General features: G+C 42.2%; 10 protein-coding genes and 1 tRNA gene. 2 read left to right on the forward strand and 9 right to left on the reverse strand.

The genetic code is table 11. The features are described from left to right. The 7 genes from IEX80_RS19825 to IEX80_RS19855 form a co-directional block, all read right to left on the reverse strand. The coding region (locus IEX80_RS19825; protein ID WP_188833895.1) for a VCBS repeat-containing protein at positions 1-2526 on the reverse strand (2526 nt) is incomplete at its 3' end. Next, complete coding sequence (locus IEX80_RS19830; RefSeq protein ID WP_139160091.1) at positions 2513-3079, reverse strand: hypothetical protein; 567 nt, start codon at positions 3077-3079, stop codon at positions 2513-2515. The genes IEX80_RS19825 and IEX80_RS19830, both read right to left, overlap by 14 nt. A 14-nt stretch (positions 3080-3093) precedes the next feature. Further along, positions 3094-6483 carry a VCBS repeat-containing protein gene (locus tag IEX80_RS19835; RefSeq protein ID WP_229701688.1) on the reverse strand — a complete coding sequence of 1130 codons (3390 nt, stop codon included), beginning with the start codon at positions 6481-6483 and terminating at the stop codon, positions 3094-3096. 357 nt (positions 6484-6840) lie between these two features. Then, positions 6841-8442: a RagB/SusD family nutrient uptake outer membrane protein gene (locus IEX80_RS19840; protein ID WP_176628590.1), complete on the reverse strand. Its 1602-nt coding sequence runs from the start codon at positions 8440-8442 to the stop codon at positions 6841-6843. A 33-nt stretch (positions 8443-8475) separates the two neighbouring features. Continuing rightward, entirely contained in the window at positions 8476-11751 is a 3276-nt protein-coding gene (locus IEX80_RS19845; RefSeq protein WP_188833896.1) for a SusC/RagA family TonB-linked outer membrane protein, read from the reverse strand. 335 nt (positions 11752-12086) lie between these two features. Then, on the reverse strand, positions 12087-13079 hold the full coding sequence (locus IEX80_RS19850) for a FecR family protein (protein WP_188833897.1): 993 nt from the start codon (positions 13077-13079) through the stop codon (positions 12087-12089). A 90-nt stretch (positions 13080-13169) separates the two neighbouring features. Continuing rightward, positions 13170-13757, reverse strand: a complete 588-nt coding sequence (locus tag IEX80_RS19855; protein ID WP_090534923.1) for an RNA polymerase sigma factor — start codon at positions 13755-13757, stop codon at positions 13170-13172. Positions 13758-14238: 481 nt separating this feature from the next. Between IEX80_RS19855 and IEX80_RS19860 the strand changes: the two genes are divergently transcribed. Both IEX80_RS19860 and IEX80_RS19865 read left to right on the forward strand, forming a co-directional pair. Next, positions 14239-15207, forward strand: a complete 969-nt coding sequence (locus IEX80_RS19860; protein ID WP_188833898.1) for an SDR family oxidoreductase — start codon at positions 14239-14241, stop codon at positions 15205-15207. A gap of 111 nt (positions 15208-15318) precedes the next feature. Next, positions 15319-16005 (forward strand): helix-turn-helix domain-containing protein, encoded by a 687-nt coding sequence (locus IEX80_RS19865; protein ID WP_229701689.1) that lies wholly within the window; start codon positions 15319-15321, stop codon positions 16003-16005. A gap of 404 nt (positions 16006-16409) precedes the next feature. On the opposite strand, the gene IEX80_RS19870 is transcribed toward IEX80_RS19865, so the two are convergent. Together IEX80_RS19870 and IEX80_RS19875 are read right to left on the reverse strand one after the other, a co-directional pair. Further along, entirely contained in the window at positions 16410-16883 is a 474-nt protein-coding gene (locus IEX80_RS19870) for a hypothetical protein (RefSeq protein WP_112652622.1), read from the reverse strand. Between the two features lie 105 nt (positions 16884-16988). After that, positions 16989-17062, reverse strand: a tRNA-Arg gene (locus tag IEX80_RS19875). Positions 17063-17129 lie beyond the last annotated feature (67 nt).

Genomic DNA, 17129 nt, shown 5'->3' on the forward strand with positions numbered 1-17129 from the left:
GGTAACCATACCCAATTCCGTTAAGCCCGGGGCCCTCTCGTCGGTTACATCTGTAAAAAAGCCTTTGCCATTATTCTGCAGGAGATAACCCTTGCACGGGTAGCCATATTCACCCGGCTTTAACCGCACTCCAACAAACAGGTCCTGGTCCCCGTCCCCGTCAACATCTGCTGCCGTTACGCAGGAGCTGCTCTCAAACTGAAATGACGGCAGCACCTGTTGCGATTTGCTGAAATTACCCTTCCCATTGATATATAGCCGGTCGATCAGATCCGTCGAGTTAGCCGAGAACTCGTTGCCTCCGCTGCATACATACAGGTCCTGGTCCCCGTCGCCATCCGCGTCGAAAAACAAACAGTCTGTATCTTCACTGGCCTTATCCTGCTCAAACAGCTTTTCGTTGCTCCGTTTAAAACGACCCGCCCGGGTTTGGATATATAATGCGCCTGGCTGGTCCTTGGCCCCGCAGATATAGAAGTCTTCCAAACCGTCGCCGTTGACATCGCCTTTACCTATCCGCGGGCCATCCGCCGAGTGCATCTGGAAGATCAGCTTTTCCCTGTCAAAATCTATAAAGTCATTCTCCTTGTGCACAAAGTCTATCCCATGGTTATCTGTACTTTGCTCAAATACCGGCTTTGAACCGGCTGCCCCTCGCACTGCTTTCCCGGGCAGTTCTGATTCAACCTCTTTTACCGTGATCGTCTGGTTCGGTTTTACTCCTTTTAATACTTTCTGCTTACCGCAAGGCCATTTTACCACTATCGAATCGATCTCCTTTATTTTACCTAACCCGAAATTCAACCGGGTGTCTACGCTCGATTCAAATCCCCGCGACGGAACCTGCTCCTGGTAGTTTAAGGTATGATTATAGTATAACGTTACCTGCGCCCCTACGCCAAAGCGGTTCTTCCCCTCGCCCTGCAATACTACTTTCAAATATTTATTCGCCGGCTCCAGCTTCCTGCTGTTGTTTCGGTAGATAAAGGCCGGCATATTTACATTGTTCACCACCAGGTCAAGCGTCCCATCGTTATTTAAATCACCATATGCCGAACCATTCGAAAAACCCGGATCTCCAAGTCCCCATTCGGCTGCCTTATTGGTAAATGTCAGGTCCCCATTGTTTCGGTAGGCATAGTTAGGCACAGCCTCCGAGGGCATACTATCTATTAGCTTCTTGTAATTTATGCCTTTATTTGTCCAAACACTTCCCATCACGTTCCGATCGGATAAACGTTGAATATAGTCCTGGTTTGTTAAGTCCTTATAAATACCGTTAGCGATAAAAACATCTTTGAATCCATCATTGTCAAGGTCAGTGATCAACGCTCCCCAGCTCCAATCGGTTGCATGAACACCCGAAAGCCGGCCTATCTCGCTGAAAGTTCCGTTGCCATTGTTCAACTGGAGCGTGTTCCTGGTAAACTGGTGATAATAATCATATCTTAAATCAAGCTGGTATTTATCCCAGTTTTCAAAAGTGGTATTTGTTTTAAGCCTTGATTCTGATGCCGGAAGCATATCCGTCACAAAAATATCAGGATGTGCATCGTTGTTGATGTCGGCCAGGTCGGCCCCCATCGATGCATTACTAATACTTTTCATCTGATCCTCAAGCGATTCTTTAAACATACCGTTGTGATTATTAATATATAGGTAATCACGTTCAAAAAAATCATTGGAAACATAGATGTCGTCCCAGCCATCCCCATTTACATCTCCCACACTTACCCCCAAACCAAAACCAATTACACTACCATAAATACCGGCCTGTTCACTCACATCGGTAAAATGGCCGCCATCATTCCTGAATAATTTTTGCCCTCCCAATAAATCTCTTTTATTCCGTTCATTGTTCTGAATATTAAAGCTACCGATTGCCTTAAAAGAATTGCTTAACATAAAGAGATCCAGGTCTCCGTCATGATCATAATCAAAGAAAACAGCGTGGGTTGAGTATCCATTTACGCCAATTCCATATTCCTTTGCCCGTTCGGTAAAGGTGAGATTACCGTTGTTGATGTATAATTCATTCTGCTTATGATCGCCTTTAACATCGCCACTATTGCAAACATAAATATCCAACAACCCATCACCATTAACATCGGCCATAGTAACACCGGTAGACCATCTGCCGAGCTTGGTAATTCCGGCTTTCCCGGTTATGTCTTCAAACTGAAAATTGCCTTTGTTTAAATATAGATGACTGGGCACCATGTTGCCCACCAAAAAAATATCCGGCAATCCGTCATTATTGATATCTCCTATTGCTACACCGCCACCGTTATAAAAATTACGATAAGTAAAAATATTGAAATTAGCATCATACGATAATTGGTTAACAAAATCGATATGCGTTTCATTGGAATTTAAAAGTTCAAAAAGCTTATTGCCACCTCCGCTTTGCTTTTTCTGGCAACTGGTTAAAGCCAACAAAAAGAACACAAAACAGTACCTGATGCTAAAAACATCATGAATAGTTTTTTCTGTCAAAAAAGTAAAATTCACCTTATTTTTTTTCATCTGTCAGTAAATCAGTGTAATCTACTTTTACATGGGCGTCATCATATTTCCCGATGATAATTCTGCGGTTACCATCTACCTGCACAAAAATCGTCCCTTTAGCCGGGTCCGTTATACGGATAAAGTCCTTTTCCTTATACCATTTTTTCAGCATATTTAATACATCCAACTGCAGGCTATCAGCAAACATTTGTTTATTCCAAGGAGCGAAAGCATCGTAACTAAAACTCACTCTCATTTTGCTAATCTTACCTTGCCGAAAATCAGGGTAGAAATTCATGGAAGCCGGATATTTCAATTCCTTATTTAGTTTGTATAAAACTGTTGTATTGCCGGGGCCTGCAAAAAAGATCCCTTTTTTATTCATTTCCCAACAGTGGGTATAAAACTCTTTTGAGGTCATCCCTAATTTTATTCCCTGAAACAGGCTATCTCTTCTCACCCCCCGCGAAAGTTCACTCGCTACTACGTTTTCATACTTTCTGTCGTCTGAATTACAAGAAAATACAGAAATGAGGCATAAAACAACCAGGATCCCTTTAAAATATCTCATAGTTAACCACCATCTTATTTAAAACTCAACACCTCTGTTTTATCATTATTTTTAGCTACAATCAGCAGCTTGTTGTTTCCGGCTTTAATCTCTTTTATATCACGTACGGCCCCTTTTATTACGATGCCGCTTACCTGAGGTTTAACTGCCGTAAAGCCACCTTTCCCGTCTCCTTTAAGCAGCAGTCCATAGCTGGCATCGTAGATCCCTGCTTCCGGTTTTGACTGGTAAAAGTTGCCTCCCAGCACAATGTCCTTTTTCCCATCCCCGTCATAGTCTTTCACCACCAGCCCAAAAACCGTCGAAAACTGCGCCTCCACCGGCAATGGCTTCATCAGGAACTTGCCATTCCGCTTATTCAGCAGCACACTGCTCCGCATTTCGCAGGCATCCAGCTTAACCATCTTTTGTAACAGGTCCCTGCCAAATATATCTTCCATCGTTTGTTCCTTATACTGGGCGTACCGCAGGTATTTCTTCTTCAGATAAGGAAGTTCGCCTACCAGGTCATGCCTCAGTGCCATCGGGTATTGTTTGTCGCCGTTATAGGTGCATACTATATCTTCTATGCTGCCCGTGCCGCTAAAGTCCCCAACATACATGCTTACCGGCTTCGCTCTGGTTGCCTTAAACCTGGAGTTTAGCCCGTGATTGCCGGCTACTATATCCGGGTAACCATCGCCGTCTATGTCCGCAATCTCCAGGCGGTTCCACCACCCATTACTCCACTCCAGACCCGCTTCGCGCGTTACTTCCTTTAAACGCCCCCCTTCATTATGGAATATCCGGATCGGCATATACTCCCCGCAGGTTACCAGGTCTGGTTTTCCGTCGCGGTCATAATCAAACCATTTGGCATCCGTAACCATACCCAATTCCGTTAAGCCCGGGGCCCTCTCCTCGGTTACATCTGTAAAAAAGCCTTTGCCATTATTCTGCAGGAGATAACCCTTGCACGGGTAGCCATATTCACCCGGCTTTAACCGCACTCCAACAAACAGGTCCTGGTCCCCGTCCCCGTCAACATCTGCTGCCGTTACGCAGGAGCTGCTCTCAAACTGAAATGACGGCAGCACCTGTTGCGATTTGCTGAAATTACCCTTCCCATCATTGATATATAGCCGGTCGATCAGATCCGTCGAGTTAGCCGAGAACTCGTTGCCTCCGCTGCATACATACAGGTCCTGGTCCCCGTCGCCATCCGCGTCGAAAAACAAACAGTCCGTATCTTCACTGGCCTTATCCTGCTCAAACAGCTTTTCGTTGCTCCGTTTAAAACGACCCGCCCGGGTTTGGATATATAATGCGCCTGGCTGGTCCTTGGCCCCGCAGATATAGAAGTCTTCCAAACCGTCGCCGTTGACATCGCCTTTACCTATCCGCGGGCCATCCGCCGAGTGCATCTGGAAGATCAGCTTTTCCCTGTCAAAATCTATAAAGTCATTTTCCTTGTGCACAAAGTCTATCCCATGGTTATCTGTACTTTGCTCAAATACCGGCTTTGAACCGGCTGCCCCTCGCACTGCTTTCCCGGGCAGTTCTGATTCAACCTCCTTTACCGTGATCGTCTGGTTCGGTTTTACTCCTTTTAATACTTTCTGCTTACCACAAGGCCATTTTACCACTATCGAATCGATCTCCTTTATTTTACCTAACCCGAAATTCAAACGGGTGTCTACGCTCGATTCAAATCCCCGCGACGGAACCTGCTCCTGGTAGTTTAAGGTATGATTATAGTATAACGTTACCTGTGCCCCTACGCCAAACCGGTTCCTCCCCTCGCCCTGCAATACTACTTTCAAATATTTATTCGCCGGCTCCAGCTTCCTGCTGTTGTTTCGGTAGATAAAGGCCGGCATATTTACATTGTTCACCACCAGGTCAAGCGCCCCATCGTTATTTAAATCACCATACGCCGAACCATTCGAAAAACCCGGATCACCAAGTCCCCATTCGACTGCCTTATTGGTAAATGTCAGGTCCCCATTGTTTCGGTAGGCATAGTTAGGCACAGCCTCCGAGGGCATACTATCTATTAGCTTCTTAATTACTTCCTTCTCACTACCCATCATTTTTCTTACTTGTATCGGGTTAGCCATAAATTGGATATAATCCTGATCGGTTAGGTCTTTATAAATACCGTTGCTAACGAAAATGTCTTTAAACCCATCATTATCCATATCCGAGATCAGCGCGCCCCAACTCCAGTCGGTTGCATGAACTCCCGAAAGCCGGCCTATCTCGCTGAAGTTTATCTTATTTTCGGCTAAGTTTTTATTCATAACCGGGCCCTGGTTCAGCTGCAAAACATTGCGAAGGAATTGCTGATAATATCCATTTTGGAGGTCGGACTGATACTTATCCCAGTTTTCAAAAGCTGTTTTTGTTTTTAACCTTGATTCCGGTTCAGGAAGCATATCAGTCACATAAATATCAGGATAGCCGTCATTATTGATGTCGGCTATGTCAGCTCCCATTGAGTTTTGGCTCAATTCCCTAATTGCGTCGGTAAGGCACTCTTTAAAGGTGCCGTCGCGATTATTAATGTAGAGGTAATCACGTTCAAAAAAATCGTTGGAAACATAGATATCGTCCCAGCCATCCCCGTTTACATCAGAAATAGTTACACCTAATCCAAAACCAATTTTGCTACTGTATATTCCTGCTTGTTGGGTCACGTCTGTAAAATGACCACCGTCGTTACGATACAGTTTATTCCCACCCAGGGGATCAGGAATATTGCGCTGATCTTTGATCAAATCATAGTTCCCTACCGAACGAAACGAATTATTAAGAAGGTAGCAATCCAGGTCTCCGTCGTGATCGTAATCAAAGAAAACAGCATGAGTACACAAGCCTTTATTATTTAACCCATATTCGGCCGCTTTTTCGGTAAACGTGAGGTTACCATTATTAATGAATAACTGATTACTTCTGTTTTTCCCGGAAAAATCGCCCGACTTACATATATAAATATCCAACAGCCCATCGCCGTTAATATCCGCAAAGGTAACGCCCGTTGACCATACACCTGCCGAAGAGAGCCCAGCCTTATCGGTTATGTCTTCGAACTGAAAGTTGCCTTTGTTTAAATAGAGTCTGTTTGATTTTTGATTTCCGCAAAGGAAAACATCCGGCAAGCCGTCATTATTAATATCTCCAATACCAACACCGCCACCGTTATAAAAATTACGGTAGGTATAAACATTCAATTGTTCGGTATATTTAACATCATTGGCAAAAGTTATTCCCGTGGATGATGAAGGAAGCAGTGAAAAAAGTTTGTTGCCTTCGTCTTTTTTAGGTTCGATGGGATTGCAGCCCATCAAAAATAAAAATGCAAAAAAAGGTACCTGCCGAATATAGCTGGCCTCTGTGCATGAAGCATATATCTTTGCCGCCATAACGGAACGCCAAAAGGCTGTGAAAAATAAAATGACCTTTGGGGAGCTACGTTTTATTGGAGAATAAACCAATAATACAATTGGCTCAGGAATAATATTAAGTACCCGTTTAATCATTCACTTTATATAAAATAAGTTCCTTTTAACCTTGTTCAAATATTGTAGCCGTCGCAATTTCTAAACCTGATGGGTTGACAACAACTCAATCAAAACAGCAAAGCACAATCAACTAATAATCAAACATTTAAATCAACATTCAGGTCAATTAGGTAAACCCGTGGTATTTAATGAGGAAAGCAAGTAATAAATCACTTGCTTTCCTTAAAAGAGCACCTTTGCCAAACTCAAAGCATTTTATCAATACCCGGGGTTTTGTTTCAGGTTTGGATTTGCATTAATTTGAGGTTCGGGTACCGGAAAAATATTAACGTGAGCATCCGGATCGGCCGGGTGGAAACGGTACGCGTCATTATAAACACCAAAACGGATCATATCCTGCCTTCTGTAGCTTTCTGCGAACATTTCCCGGCCGCGCTCTGCTAAAAATATTAAAGGAGTTAAACTGGTGAATGGTGCAACCCCTCCATGTACTGTTCGGATTTGATTAACCAAGGCAAGCGTAACCGGGTCGTTCCAATTGCCACTTTTTCTGGCTAATAATTCGGCCTTCATCAGCAAAATATCGGCGTATCTATAAATTGCCAAATCATTATCCAAACTTGACTGCATACCTTTATAAAATTGCCATTTACCAATACGAGCACCCGCCTGTCTCCAGGCATTAGGCTGCAGTTCGTTAATGTAAGGGGTAAAGGTAATAGGCGGACCATTAGGATCCGTCACATCTGCACCGCCGTCCGTTAAGGGGGTTACCCCATCAGCCTGGTATTGAGGTCCCACAAGGAAATTATTCAGCATCCGTTTGTCGAGTGTGCCGGTAGTAGGTGTACCTTTGGGGTCAAGGCCTACAACAGTTCCCTGCGGGCCGGGGTTTTGCGCCGGGTCAATATAGGATTGGTAAAATTCCTGTACCGAGGCAAATCCATTCCATGGCTGGTTATTCATTTGATAAGTATTCTGGCTTTGCAAGTGCAAAGTCTCCATATTCATATTAAAGCCGCCCGCTTTAACCCCATCAAACGGTATCGCCCAAATAGACTCGGTTGAACCCGTATTATTCCTTGAAAAATTGTCGGCGTAATTATTCATCAGCGTATACTTACCGGAATTAATAATTACATCACATGCAGCTAATGCTTTGTCATATTGTGGGGTTCCGGTATAAGTTTGAGCATTTAAATATAACTTGGCCAAAGTTGCTTCAGCAACATAATAAGTAACGCGGCCGTAGTATGGGCCATCGCCTGTGCCTATTTTGGGTAGTTTTTCAATATTTGCCAGTAATTCTGATTCAATAAAAGCGTAAACCTCGGCCCGGCTTTTGGTTGCAGGGGGTTTGGTATCCGAAAAATCAGTGGTGATAGGCACGTTGCCAAACAAATCAAGCAGCCAGTAGTAGTAAATGGCCCTTAAACATTTTAATTCTGCTACATAAGTAGCAGCAGTTGGTGATTTACTTACAGCCAGGGCGGCTAAAATTTTGTTACAAGTGGTAACCCCGCCGAAACCAAGGCTCCAGCCATTAGCTGGTTGCGAATCGGTGCTGTTGGTTTTATGTGTTTTTAAACGTACCCAGTGCCCACCGTCACCCCAGTCAGCGCCCCGTGTTGGTACAACAACCTCGTCGGTAGTAACCTCATTTAAGTTAAAGAAAGCACCGTTATAACCATAAATAGAAGAATATGCAGCGCCCACGGCGGCCGCCAGTTGCTTGTCTGTTTTATAAAAACTATCCTCAGTTACCTGATCGTAGAGCAATGCTTTTTCATCCAGCTTTGTACATGAAGCCGCAGCAAGAAACACCAGCAACGAATATCTTGTTAATGATTTATGTTTCATAATTTGTATATATTAAACTTTGAAATACCTTAATTAAAATCCCAAATTAACGCCGAGGGTAAATGACCTTGTATAAACCCATGTCTCCCTACGGTCGATACCCGGAGCTAACACATTTCCGGAGTCAGCGTACCTAACCTCCGGGTCAACACCTGTATAACCGGTAATAGTGAAAAGGTTCTGGCCCGAAATATAGGCTCTCAAACTGCTAATCATCCCCGGTTTACTGCTCTTGGCAATCTTGAAAGTATAGCCAAGCGTTGCGTTATCCAGTTTCAGGAAAGATGCTTTTTCAACGTCATAACTGCTGTATGCGGCACCATCGGTAACTTTGGGATTGAAATATTTGGTATTTACTATATTGTAGCTGGTTGCAACATTTGGATTTTCGTAAAACGCGCGGTAAGTATTGATTAACTGATGACCGATAGATGAGCGAAGAAAAAAGTTAAAATCGAACTGTTTGTATCTAAAGGCGTTGGTAATCCCAAATTCAAATTTAGGTAAGCCATTACCAATAACCTGGCGTGGTGCATTTGCCAACCCAACAGTGCCGCCTTTACCGTCAGAGTACTGGTATACACCATTTGCATCAACACCTACATATTTGGGCCCGTAAAGTATACCGATCGGCTGACCTTCAACCGCCCTCGTTAACTGCGTGGCTTCCTGGCCAGGAGTGCCAAGGTTGGTAGCCCCTACGTACGAACCTTTTAAAGCGTCAATCAGCTTTGTTAAAACTACGTGATAACTTGAAATATTGCCACCGGTAGTCCAACTGAAGTCAGGTGTTTTAATAGCTTCATAACTTAGAGCTAATTCCACACCCGAGTTACTCAGTTCGCCAATATTTTCCCAGGTATTGTTGAATAACGCCGGCGGCGAAGGCACCGTAACGTCAAAAATCAAGTCGGTAGTTTTCCTGTTAAAATAGTCAAAGGTACCGGTTAACCTTCCGTTTAACAGTGAAAAGTCTAACCCGATATCTGTTTCAGCTTTTTTCTCCCATTTCAGACCAGGGTTAGGATTTCTGGTGCCACTGTAGGTGCTCAGATATACACCATTACCCGCATAATAGGTACCGCCGCTATTTGATAAAGTAGACAATGAAAGATACGGAAACGGTGGTAATGCACCGGTAACACCGTAGCTGCCGCGCAATTTGAGGTTGCTTATACTTTGAATCTTTAATATTCTGCTCAAATCAAAACCTGCACTAACAGCAGGAAAAAAGCCCCATTTGTTATTTACACCAAACTCTGTTGAACCGTCTCTTCTTAAACTGGCCGAAAGGAAAGCGATATTATCATAGTTTAAGTTTACCCGCCCGAAAAACGAGATCAGCTTATTCTCATTTTTATAACTTTCAACTACACCTATACCATTTTTAAAATCAAGAGCGGCTGCAAAATTCTGACCCGAAGCATCAGTTACAAAATTACCGCCCTGGGCATCAAATCCCTGGTAGAAGAAATCCTGATACGAATATCCGGCGACAGCGGCAATCTCCAGTTTATGTATTGTTTTGTCGTAAGACAAGGTACTTTCAAGTAAACTGTTTTCAGATTCATCATCAAATTTTGCAGAAATGCCCGAACGGCTAAAACCACTGCCCAACGGGAAGCCCCTGGAAATAAAGGCTGTAGTTGGGGAGTACTCTGAATGATAAATGCTTGTTGTTTGTTTAAAATATTTAGTAGCAAATTTCAGCCCTTTGGTTAGCTCATAGGTCGCAGTTCCGCCAATATTAAACTTCTTATTCCGCGCTTCGTTAGTATTTTGAACCAACATTGCCACCGGGTTTGAATAATCAACGAAGTTGGATTCAAAAAAACCACCGCCGGTTAAATCATATAAAGGATCTGTAGAATGAACTGGTGCTGTGGGGTTAAAAATGGTTGCATATTTGAAAGCATCTGGAAAACCAAATTGTGAGTTTCTGTTAGTAGTATTTATATTTAAATTAAGGACCAATTTGTTATCCAAAGCCTTATGTGTGATATTCAAACGGCCATTTAATTGCTGAAAACCAGTTCTGATTGCAACACCCTGACTATTGCGATAGTTTAAAGTTGCATCATAAACAGTACGTTCGTCACCTCCCGAAATACCTAAATTATGTACATGTGAAAAAGCCGAACGGGTTATTTCTTTATTCCAATCGGTAGAAGAGCCATAGTTTGTCCCTTTGCCAAGCGCAACAAACTCGGCGGCTGTCATATGCTTGGTAAATTTGGCAGGGGTTTCTTCAGTACCTGAAACGTTATAAGTAAGCTTTGACATCCCTCTCTTTCCTGCGATGGTTGTTATAATGATAACGCCTGCCGAACCGCGTGTACCATAAATGGCAGCGGCCGAACCATCCTTCAGTACGTCAATACTTTTTATATCATTTGGATCAACTGTATTAATATCAGCCCCCACCTGGCCATCAAGCACTATTAGCGGCTGTGTGTTGGCTCCTAAAGTAGAAAGTCCCCTTAACCTGATGGCAAAACCACCGTTAGGGTCGCCACCCGGGCGTGCGATAGAAAGACCAGCTACTTTACCTTGTAATAACTGTGCAACATCACTGATATTACCTTTATTAAATTGTGCTGCACTTACAGAGGTAATTGCGCTGGTTACTTCCCGCTTTTTCTGTGTTCCGTAACCAGTTACAACAACTTCGTCCAGGCCATTTGTACTTTCCGTTAACGCCACATTAATTACACTTTGCTGATCCTCTCCTAGTGCTAATGTTTTTGTTACCGATTTAAAACCGATAAAAGTAAAAGTGAGCGTATAGTTACCTGCCGGTAAATTAGCGAAGCTATAGTTGCCGTTAACATCTGTTGCTTTATTTAATGAAATTGCACCATCCAGCTTTACTGTAACACCCGCTAACGGACTCTCCTTTGAATCGGTCACAGTTCCTTTAATTACACCTTTGGATGCTACTATGTCAGTAGCAACATCCGCTTTTTCATCGGTTGCCGCGTTATCCTGATTTGATTTTGTAATTAATATCTGGTCATCAATCTGCCTGAATTTGAGCAAAGTGTTAGACAAAATGGCCTTCAGAACTACAGCTATCGATTTATTACTGGCAGCAATATCCAGGTTGAGAATATCTTTCACATCATCATTGCGATACATAAAATGAAAGCTACTTTGTGATTCGATTTTATGAAAAGCTTTTACAAGTGATTCATTCTTGAGTGTAAGATTCACCGCTACCTGGTCAATTGTCTGACTCTTTACAGGGGCCGCTGAAAATACAGGAATTGAAGTAGCTAATATGAACATTGAAATTATCCCGATTCTCATACACTGTTTAAAATTTAAGTCAATTAGCAGATGAAATCTAAGCGGGTATTTAACAAAATGCCGCGGTTCTGCCAGAATTATGGAAAAATTCATAATTTAGTTTGTTTTAAGTGATTAATGTCTTCGATTGAATGTTAAAATTTAAAACACCCGGCTAATACAATCGATTGCAGTCGAATAGTGTTAGCGACCCTCTGAGGTTATTTCCCCGGAAATGGTTCAGAGGGTTTTTTATGCCGGAAAACTATCCGGACTTCTTTGAAACAGGATCTGTTTGTGATTTTTGAGGTACTTTTTCTTCATATACTTTAAGTTTAATTGGTTTGAGATTTAGTTTAATTGGCTTGAGACTTAGTGGAGATGGTTATGGTAGTCTTTACTTTATCGTACGAATAAATGGCGTCATTGAACTCACAAATGCTTTTTAATGCCTGATCCAGGTTAGCAGACTTATTGAAAGTAGAGGTGAAGTGTTTTGAACCAACCAACTTATCTGTAAATAATATTTTAACCTTAAACCGGTCTTCCAATACCTTGGCTGCTTCCCCAAAAGTTACATCTTCGAAATACAAATCATCCTTCGCCGTCCAGATCGTGTAGTTTTTTGCATTTATGTTAGTTTGCATTGAAATAGATTTTTGCCGGTCAAAGGTGATTTGCTGATTAGGAACAATAATACCCAGGAGCTTGTTGTTATTGCTGACTTTTACCTTACCTCTTGTAACGGTGACTGTTATAGTTTTATCACCTGGCACAGCTTTTACATCAAATGCAGTACCTAATACGGTTGTTTTTATTTTACCGGTGTGTACAACAAAAGGTTTTAAGTTGTTGTGTTTTATGTCGAAAAAGGCTTCACCGGTAAGATATACTTCGCGTTTCGCAAGGCCATCAAATGATGAAGCATAACTAAGTTTACTACCATAGCTGAGTATTACCCTGCTTCCGTCAGGCAATACCAGAAACAGGTTAGGTTTTGGCCGATGGGCCGAGTATGACTGGAGAGATTTAACAACTGGTTTATTGTATAAAAATAAATATCCTATGCCACAAACTCCTATGATTGCCGCTGCGGCAGCTATTTTTCTGCCCCAGGTCTTCAGACGTATAATTTTTTTATCAACCCCGATATGTTTATCGATGCTTTCCCAAATTGAGGCATTTATTTCTTCCCTGATTTCCTTCTTTTGCTCATCACTCAATAGAGAAATAATATCTGGCTCAGCAGAAAACAACTCGTAATATTTAACTAAAAATTGCTGTTCTTCATCTGTTGCTTCATTATTGAGATATTTATGCAACAGTTCAAGAAAATATTGCTTGTCCATTTAAAATAGGTTGTACTATTGATTATAGATATGACCTATAAACAACCAAAAGTCCCACTCTACTAAAAAATTTATTTTTTACAGACCTAATTATTTTATTGCCCCAAATAAAATGATCAATAAAGAAAGGAAGGGTAATAATGACACTTTCAATTTTTCAATAGCTTTTAGGAGCTGATTTTGAACTGTTTTTCTTGTGAGACCCAATTGTGCCGCGATTTCTTTGGTTGGTAAATCGTTCTGATAATGAAGGCGGAAAATAATTTGCCTTTTGGGAGGAAGCGTATTTAAAAGCGCCTCATAAGATATTAAAAACTCTTTCCAAAGCAAATTGTCGTCAGCTTGTTGACAAGATGCAGGCAGGTCATCAATAACATCAAAGAATGGATGAATGATTTTCTGCTTTTCAACCAGTTTAAACACCTTATTACGTATAGCTACTGTTAAATAAGCCGGTAGATTATGAATACGGAGACTTTCTTTTTTGAGCCAAATATGAGTAAATACTTCCTGGACTATATCTTTTGCCTGATCCGAATCCTTTAAACGTTTATATGCTTCAGAATAGGCGTTCCCCCAATGCTTTTCATACAATAAATTAAATGCATGTTGACTGCCCTGTTCTATTTGCTGCAATAATAAAACGTCGTCAGTATGATTTAACTCAATTGGTTTCATTATAAATTTGATGTTTATAATAGTTACAGTCCGTCTTCATTGAAAACAACTAATTTGTTTATCAGTCAATAAAAATTCAACGTGTAGAGGAACTATAATTAGGTTTTAATTGTATTACTAATCTAAATCAATTAAATCAATAATCAAATAAAAACTCAAATTAATTGTTAAATAAACATTAATTTCCAGTTCGATGAATATACCGAAAAACCAAATGTCGCTGTTCGCGTGCCAGAGATATAAGAATTTTCCATGAGGAATTCGGCACAAATTTAAGTGTTACTTTAACATCTATAACAAGTCAGATTGGAATTAAGGACTGCCTTGTCCACTTGGTAAACAATACGGTTATTTGCTAACTCTTATAGTCAGCGATTAAAGCAAAATCAAATTTTCTGGACTTTTAAACAAAACGAAATTGAACTTCTAAACAAAACAGGCAAGCCACATTAGCGCCATCTTTGTCAAAAGAAAATTCAAAATGGAAAATAACATCAAACAGCCAACCGTATTAGTAACAGGCGGCACAGGCTTCATTGGCATCTACTGTATCCTTCAACTCTTACAACAAGGTTACACTGTTAAAACAACCCTTCGCTCCTTAAAAAGAAAAGACGAAGTAATTAACCTGCTCAAAGGAGCCGGAATCAAATCCTTTGAAAACTTAGCCTTTGTGGAAGCAGACCTGACTAATGACCAAAACTGGAACCGGGCAGCTGATGGCTGCACCTATGTGCTGCACGTAGCTTCCCCATTTCCTGCCGAAGAACCCGAAGATGCCAACGACCTTATTATACCAGCACGGGATGGCGCGTTAAGGGTATTGAAAGCCGCCCGCCATGCCGGTGTGAAGCGCGTGGTACTAACCTCATCCTTTGCCGCCATCGGCTACAGCAAAGATCCCAAAGGCTACACCTTTACCGAAGAAGACTGGACAGACCCCGAACTGACAGACCGCGCCTACATTAAATCTAAAACGATTGCCGAAAAAGCTGCCTGGGACTGGATCAACAGCGAGGGCGACGGCATGGAACTCACCGTAATAAACCCGGTAGGCGTATTCGGCCCTGCCCTGGGAAAAGACTTCTCCACCTCTATCGGCTTTGTGAAAGGCGTATTGGATGGCCAGATCAAAGAAACGCTGCCCTTCACTTTTGGCGTGGTGGATGTGCGTGATGTAGCCGATATTCACCTCAAAGCAATGACACATCCGGCCGCAGCGGGCGAGCGCTTCCTGGCAACAGCCATCGGAGTCATGAGCCTTTACGACGTGGCTGAGCTTATCCGGAAAGAAAGACCGCAATACTCCGGAAATATCGCCGACCTGAAACCGCTGGATGAATCCTTCTATATTGCCATTTCCAACGAAAAGGCACAGCGGGTATTGAATTGGTATCCTCGCAGTAAGGAAGAAGTGATATTGGCAAGTGCGGATAGTCTTTTGAATTAAGTATTTTTGAGCATGATCACCAGTAGTCTGCAATCCTGTCATTTAGGCCCCGGAATATCTCCCGAACAGGTAATATCCGATCATTTCTTTCTGTACCTCCTAAAAGGCTCTATGCCGGCATATAGTGGCGACAAGCATTACCACTTTCATCCCGGCGATAGCTGCATCGCCCGTAAGAACCATTTGCTACGCTACACCAAGCAGCAGCAGGACGGTGACTTTAAAAAGATCGTCATCGTGCTGGATGAAGCCTTTTTAAAACGGTTTTTAGCCCGGCACCGGGTAGATACCGGCATCGCCACGTCAGACGATTCCATCCGGCCGGTCAAGGACGATCAGCTACTCACCAGCTTCATCCATTCCCTCGAACCCTATTATAGGGGCGAGGCCGAGATCGAGGAAGCTTTTGCAGATCTCAAGCGGGAAGAACTGCTATTGATCCTGCTCAAAAACGACCCAGGCCTTGCTGCCGTATTATTCAACTTCGGTGCGCCGCAAAAGATAGACATCGAAGCTTTCATGACCCGGAACTTCAGGTTTAATGTCCCTTTGGAGCGCTTCGCGTTTCTGACAGGCAGGAGCCTATCCGCTTTCAAGCGTGACTTCCAACAAATCTATAACGACACGCCCGGACGCTGGCTGACAAAAAAGCGATTGGAAGAAGCTTACTTTCTCATCCACCAGCAAAGCCAAAAGCCCAAAGACATTTATCTTGAGCTGGGCTTCGAAAATCTGTCCCATTTTTCCTTTGCCTTTAAAAAGCAATTCGGGCTTGCACCGACTGCTGTGCTTTACTAAAAAAAGCATCAGACTTTCGTATAGTCTATAGCTCGCATACCGGGGAAATAGCACACATAAACTCACTTAGCAATGACTTTTACAACTGGCTATAAAGTCGATACAATACTCGTTGATAGGTGGAGATTCTGTTGAACTTGACCACTGTGTTCCGGAACAAGCTGATACGACGAGCGTCTATTCAAGATATGGGGCTAGCCCTCAAAAGTACCCTCATGTACAAAAAAGCTGTTTCTATGTATATGAAACGGCTTTTCTTATAAGTGAGCGCAACTGGATGCCATACGAACCAGTTTTTTGATATTTTGAAGACGATTGCAAGTCTCAAAATTCCGGAAGGTGTGGTGTATGGAGATTAGCGATAGTTGATTTTAAGTATGAATGCTAATAGCAAAATGAAGGCATCATTTTATCTTTACAAAATGTTTAGTTTGTTCATTAAGTATCCAATATTCTGGCTGACAAACCGCGCAATCACTTTTATCACCTGGTCTATTTACAATTAGCAATCTACTCCAGCGCCTATATTCGAACTGACGAGCAGCCGTAGGCCCATCGTACACCTTTCCCGTTTGCAAGTCGACAATCGCGCTTTGTTGACAATCAGATCCGCACCCCCAATACGCGAAACAATAATGACCAGCGAAATTTAGCCCTCCTTTACCATGGAATTTTCTGATATATGGATCGTCATTATATGAATTAGAAATTGCTGTCTTATATCTTTCTGCCAATGCATTACCTTTGATTTTAAGTTTGGCAGCTCTTCCAATAAATATTTTTGTTTTATAATTGCCAAATGAAGGCGTCTGAGCGAAAGATACTTTTACTACACTAATTAGGAAGAGTGTCGTAATTACTTTGAAATAAGGTTTCATATTGGTTACAAGGATAAAATTATATCGCTCTAATATACCAATAAGGCTTTTTGCAATTCATTTTAAAAAAATATAGCCAGATACAATGTATCCAGCTATATTCAGTGATCCCATTTGGATTCGAACCAAAGACCTACAGATTAGAAATCTGTTGCTCTATCCAGCTGAGCTATAGGACCATCGCACCTAAACTACAAATATAAGCATGGTTTCGAACCCATGGTATACTGTATATTTTTTTGCGGT

It is taken from the genome of Mucilaginibacter rubeus, assembly GCF_014643835.1.
GTDB classification, from domain to species: Bacteria; Bacteroidota; Bacteroidia; order Sphingobacteriales; family Sphingobacteriaceae; genus Mucilaginibacter; species Mucilaginibacter rubeus.

What these genes read in the sequence shown, in the direction of transcription:
- IEX80_RS19830 (WP_139160091.1), bottom strand. Translation starts at nt 3,079, where the DNA reads ATGAGATATTTTAAAGGGATCCTGGTTGTTTTATGCCTCATTTCTGTA.
- IEX80_RS19835 (WP_229701688.1), bottom strand. Translation starts at nt 6,483, where the DNA reads ATGGCGGCAAAGATATATGCTTCATGCACAGAGGCCAGCTATATTCGG.
- IEX80_RS19840 (WP_176628590.1), bottom strand. Translation starts at nt 8,442, where the DNA reads ATGAAACATAAATCATTAACAAGATATTCGTTGCTGGTGTTTCTTGCT.
- IEX80_RS19845 (WP_188833896.1), bottom strand. Translation starts at nt 11,751, where the DNA reads ATGAGAATCGGGATAATTTCAATGTTCATATTAGCTACTTCAATTCCT.
- IEX80_RS19850 (WP_188833897.1), bottom strand. Translation starts at nt 13,079, where the DNA reads ATGGACAAGCAATATTTTCTTGAACTGTTGCATAAATATCTCAATAAT.
- IEX80_RS19855 (WP_090534923.1), bottom strand. Translation starts at nt 13,757, where the DNA reads ATGAAACCAATTGAGTTAAATCATACTGACGACGTTTTATTATTGCAG.
- IEX80_RS19860 (WP_188833898.1), top strand. Translation starts at nt 14,239, where the DNA reads ATGGAAAATAACATCAAACAGCCAACCGTATTAGTAACAGGCGGCACA.
- IEX80_RS19865 (WP_229701689.1), top strand. Translation starts at nt 15,319, where the DNA reads ATGCCGGCATATAGTGGCGACAAGCATTACCACTTTCATCCCGGCGAT.
- IEX80_RS19870 (WP_112652622.1), bottom strand. Translation starts at nt 16,883, where the DNA reads ATGAAACCTTATTTCAAAGTAATTACGACACTCTTCCTAATTAGTGTA.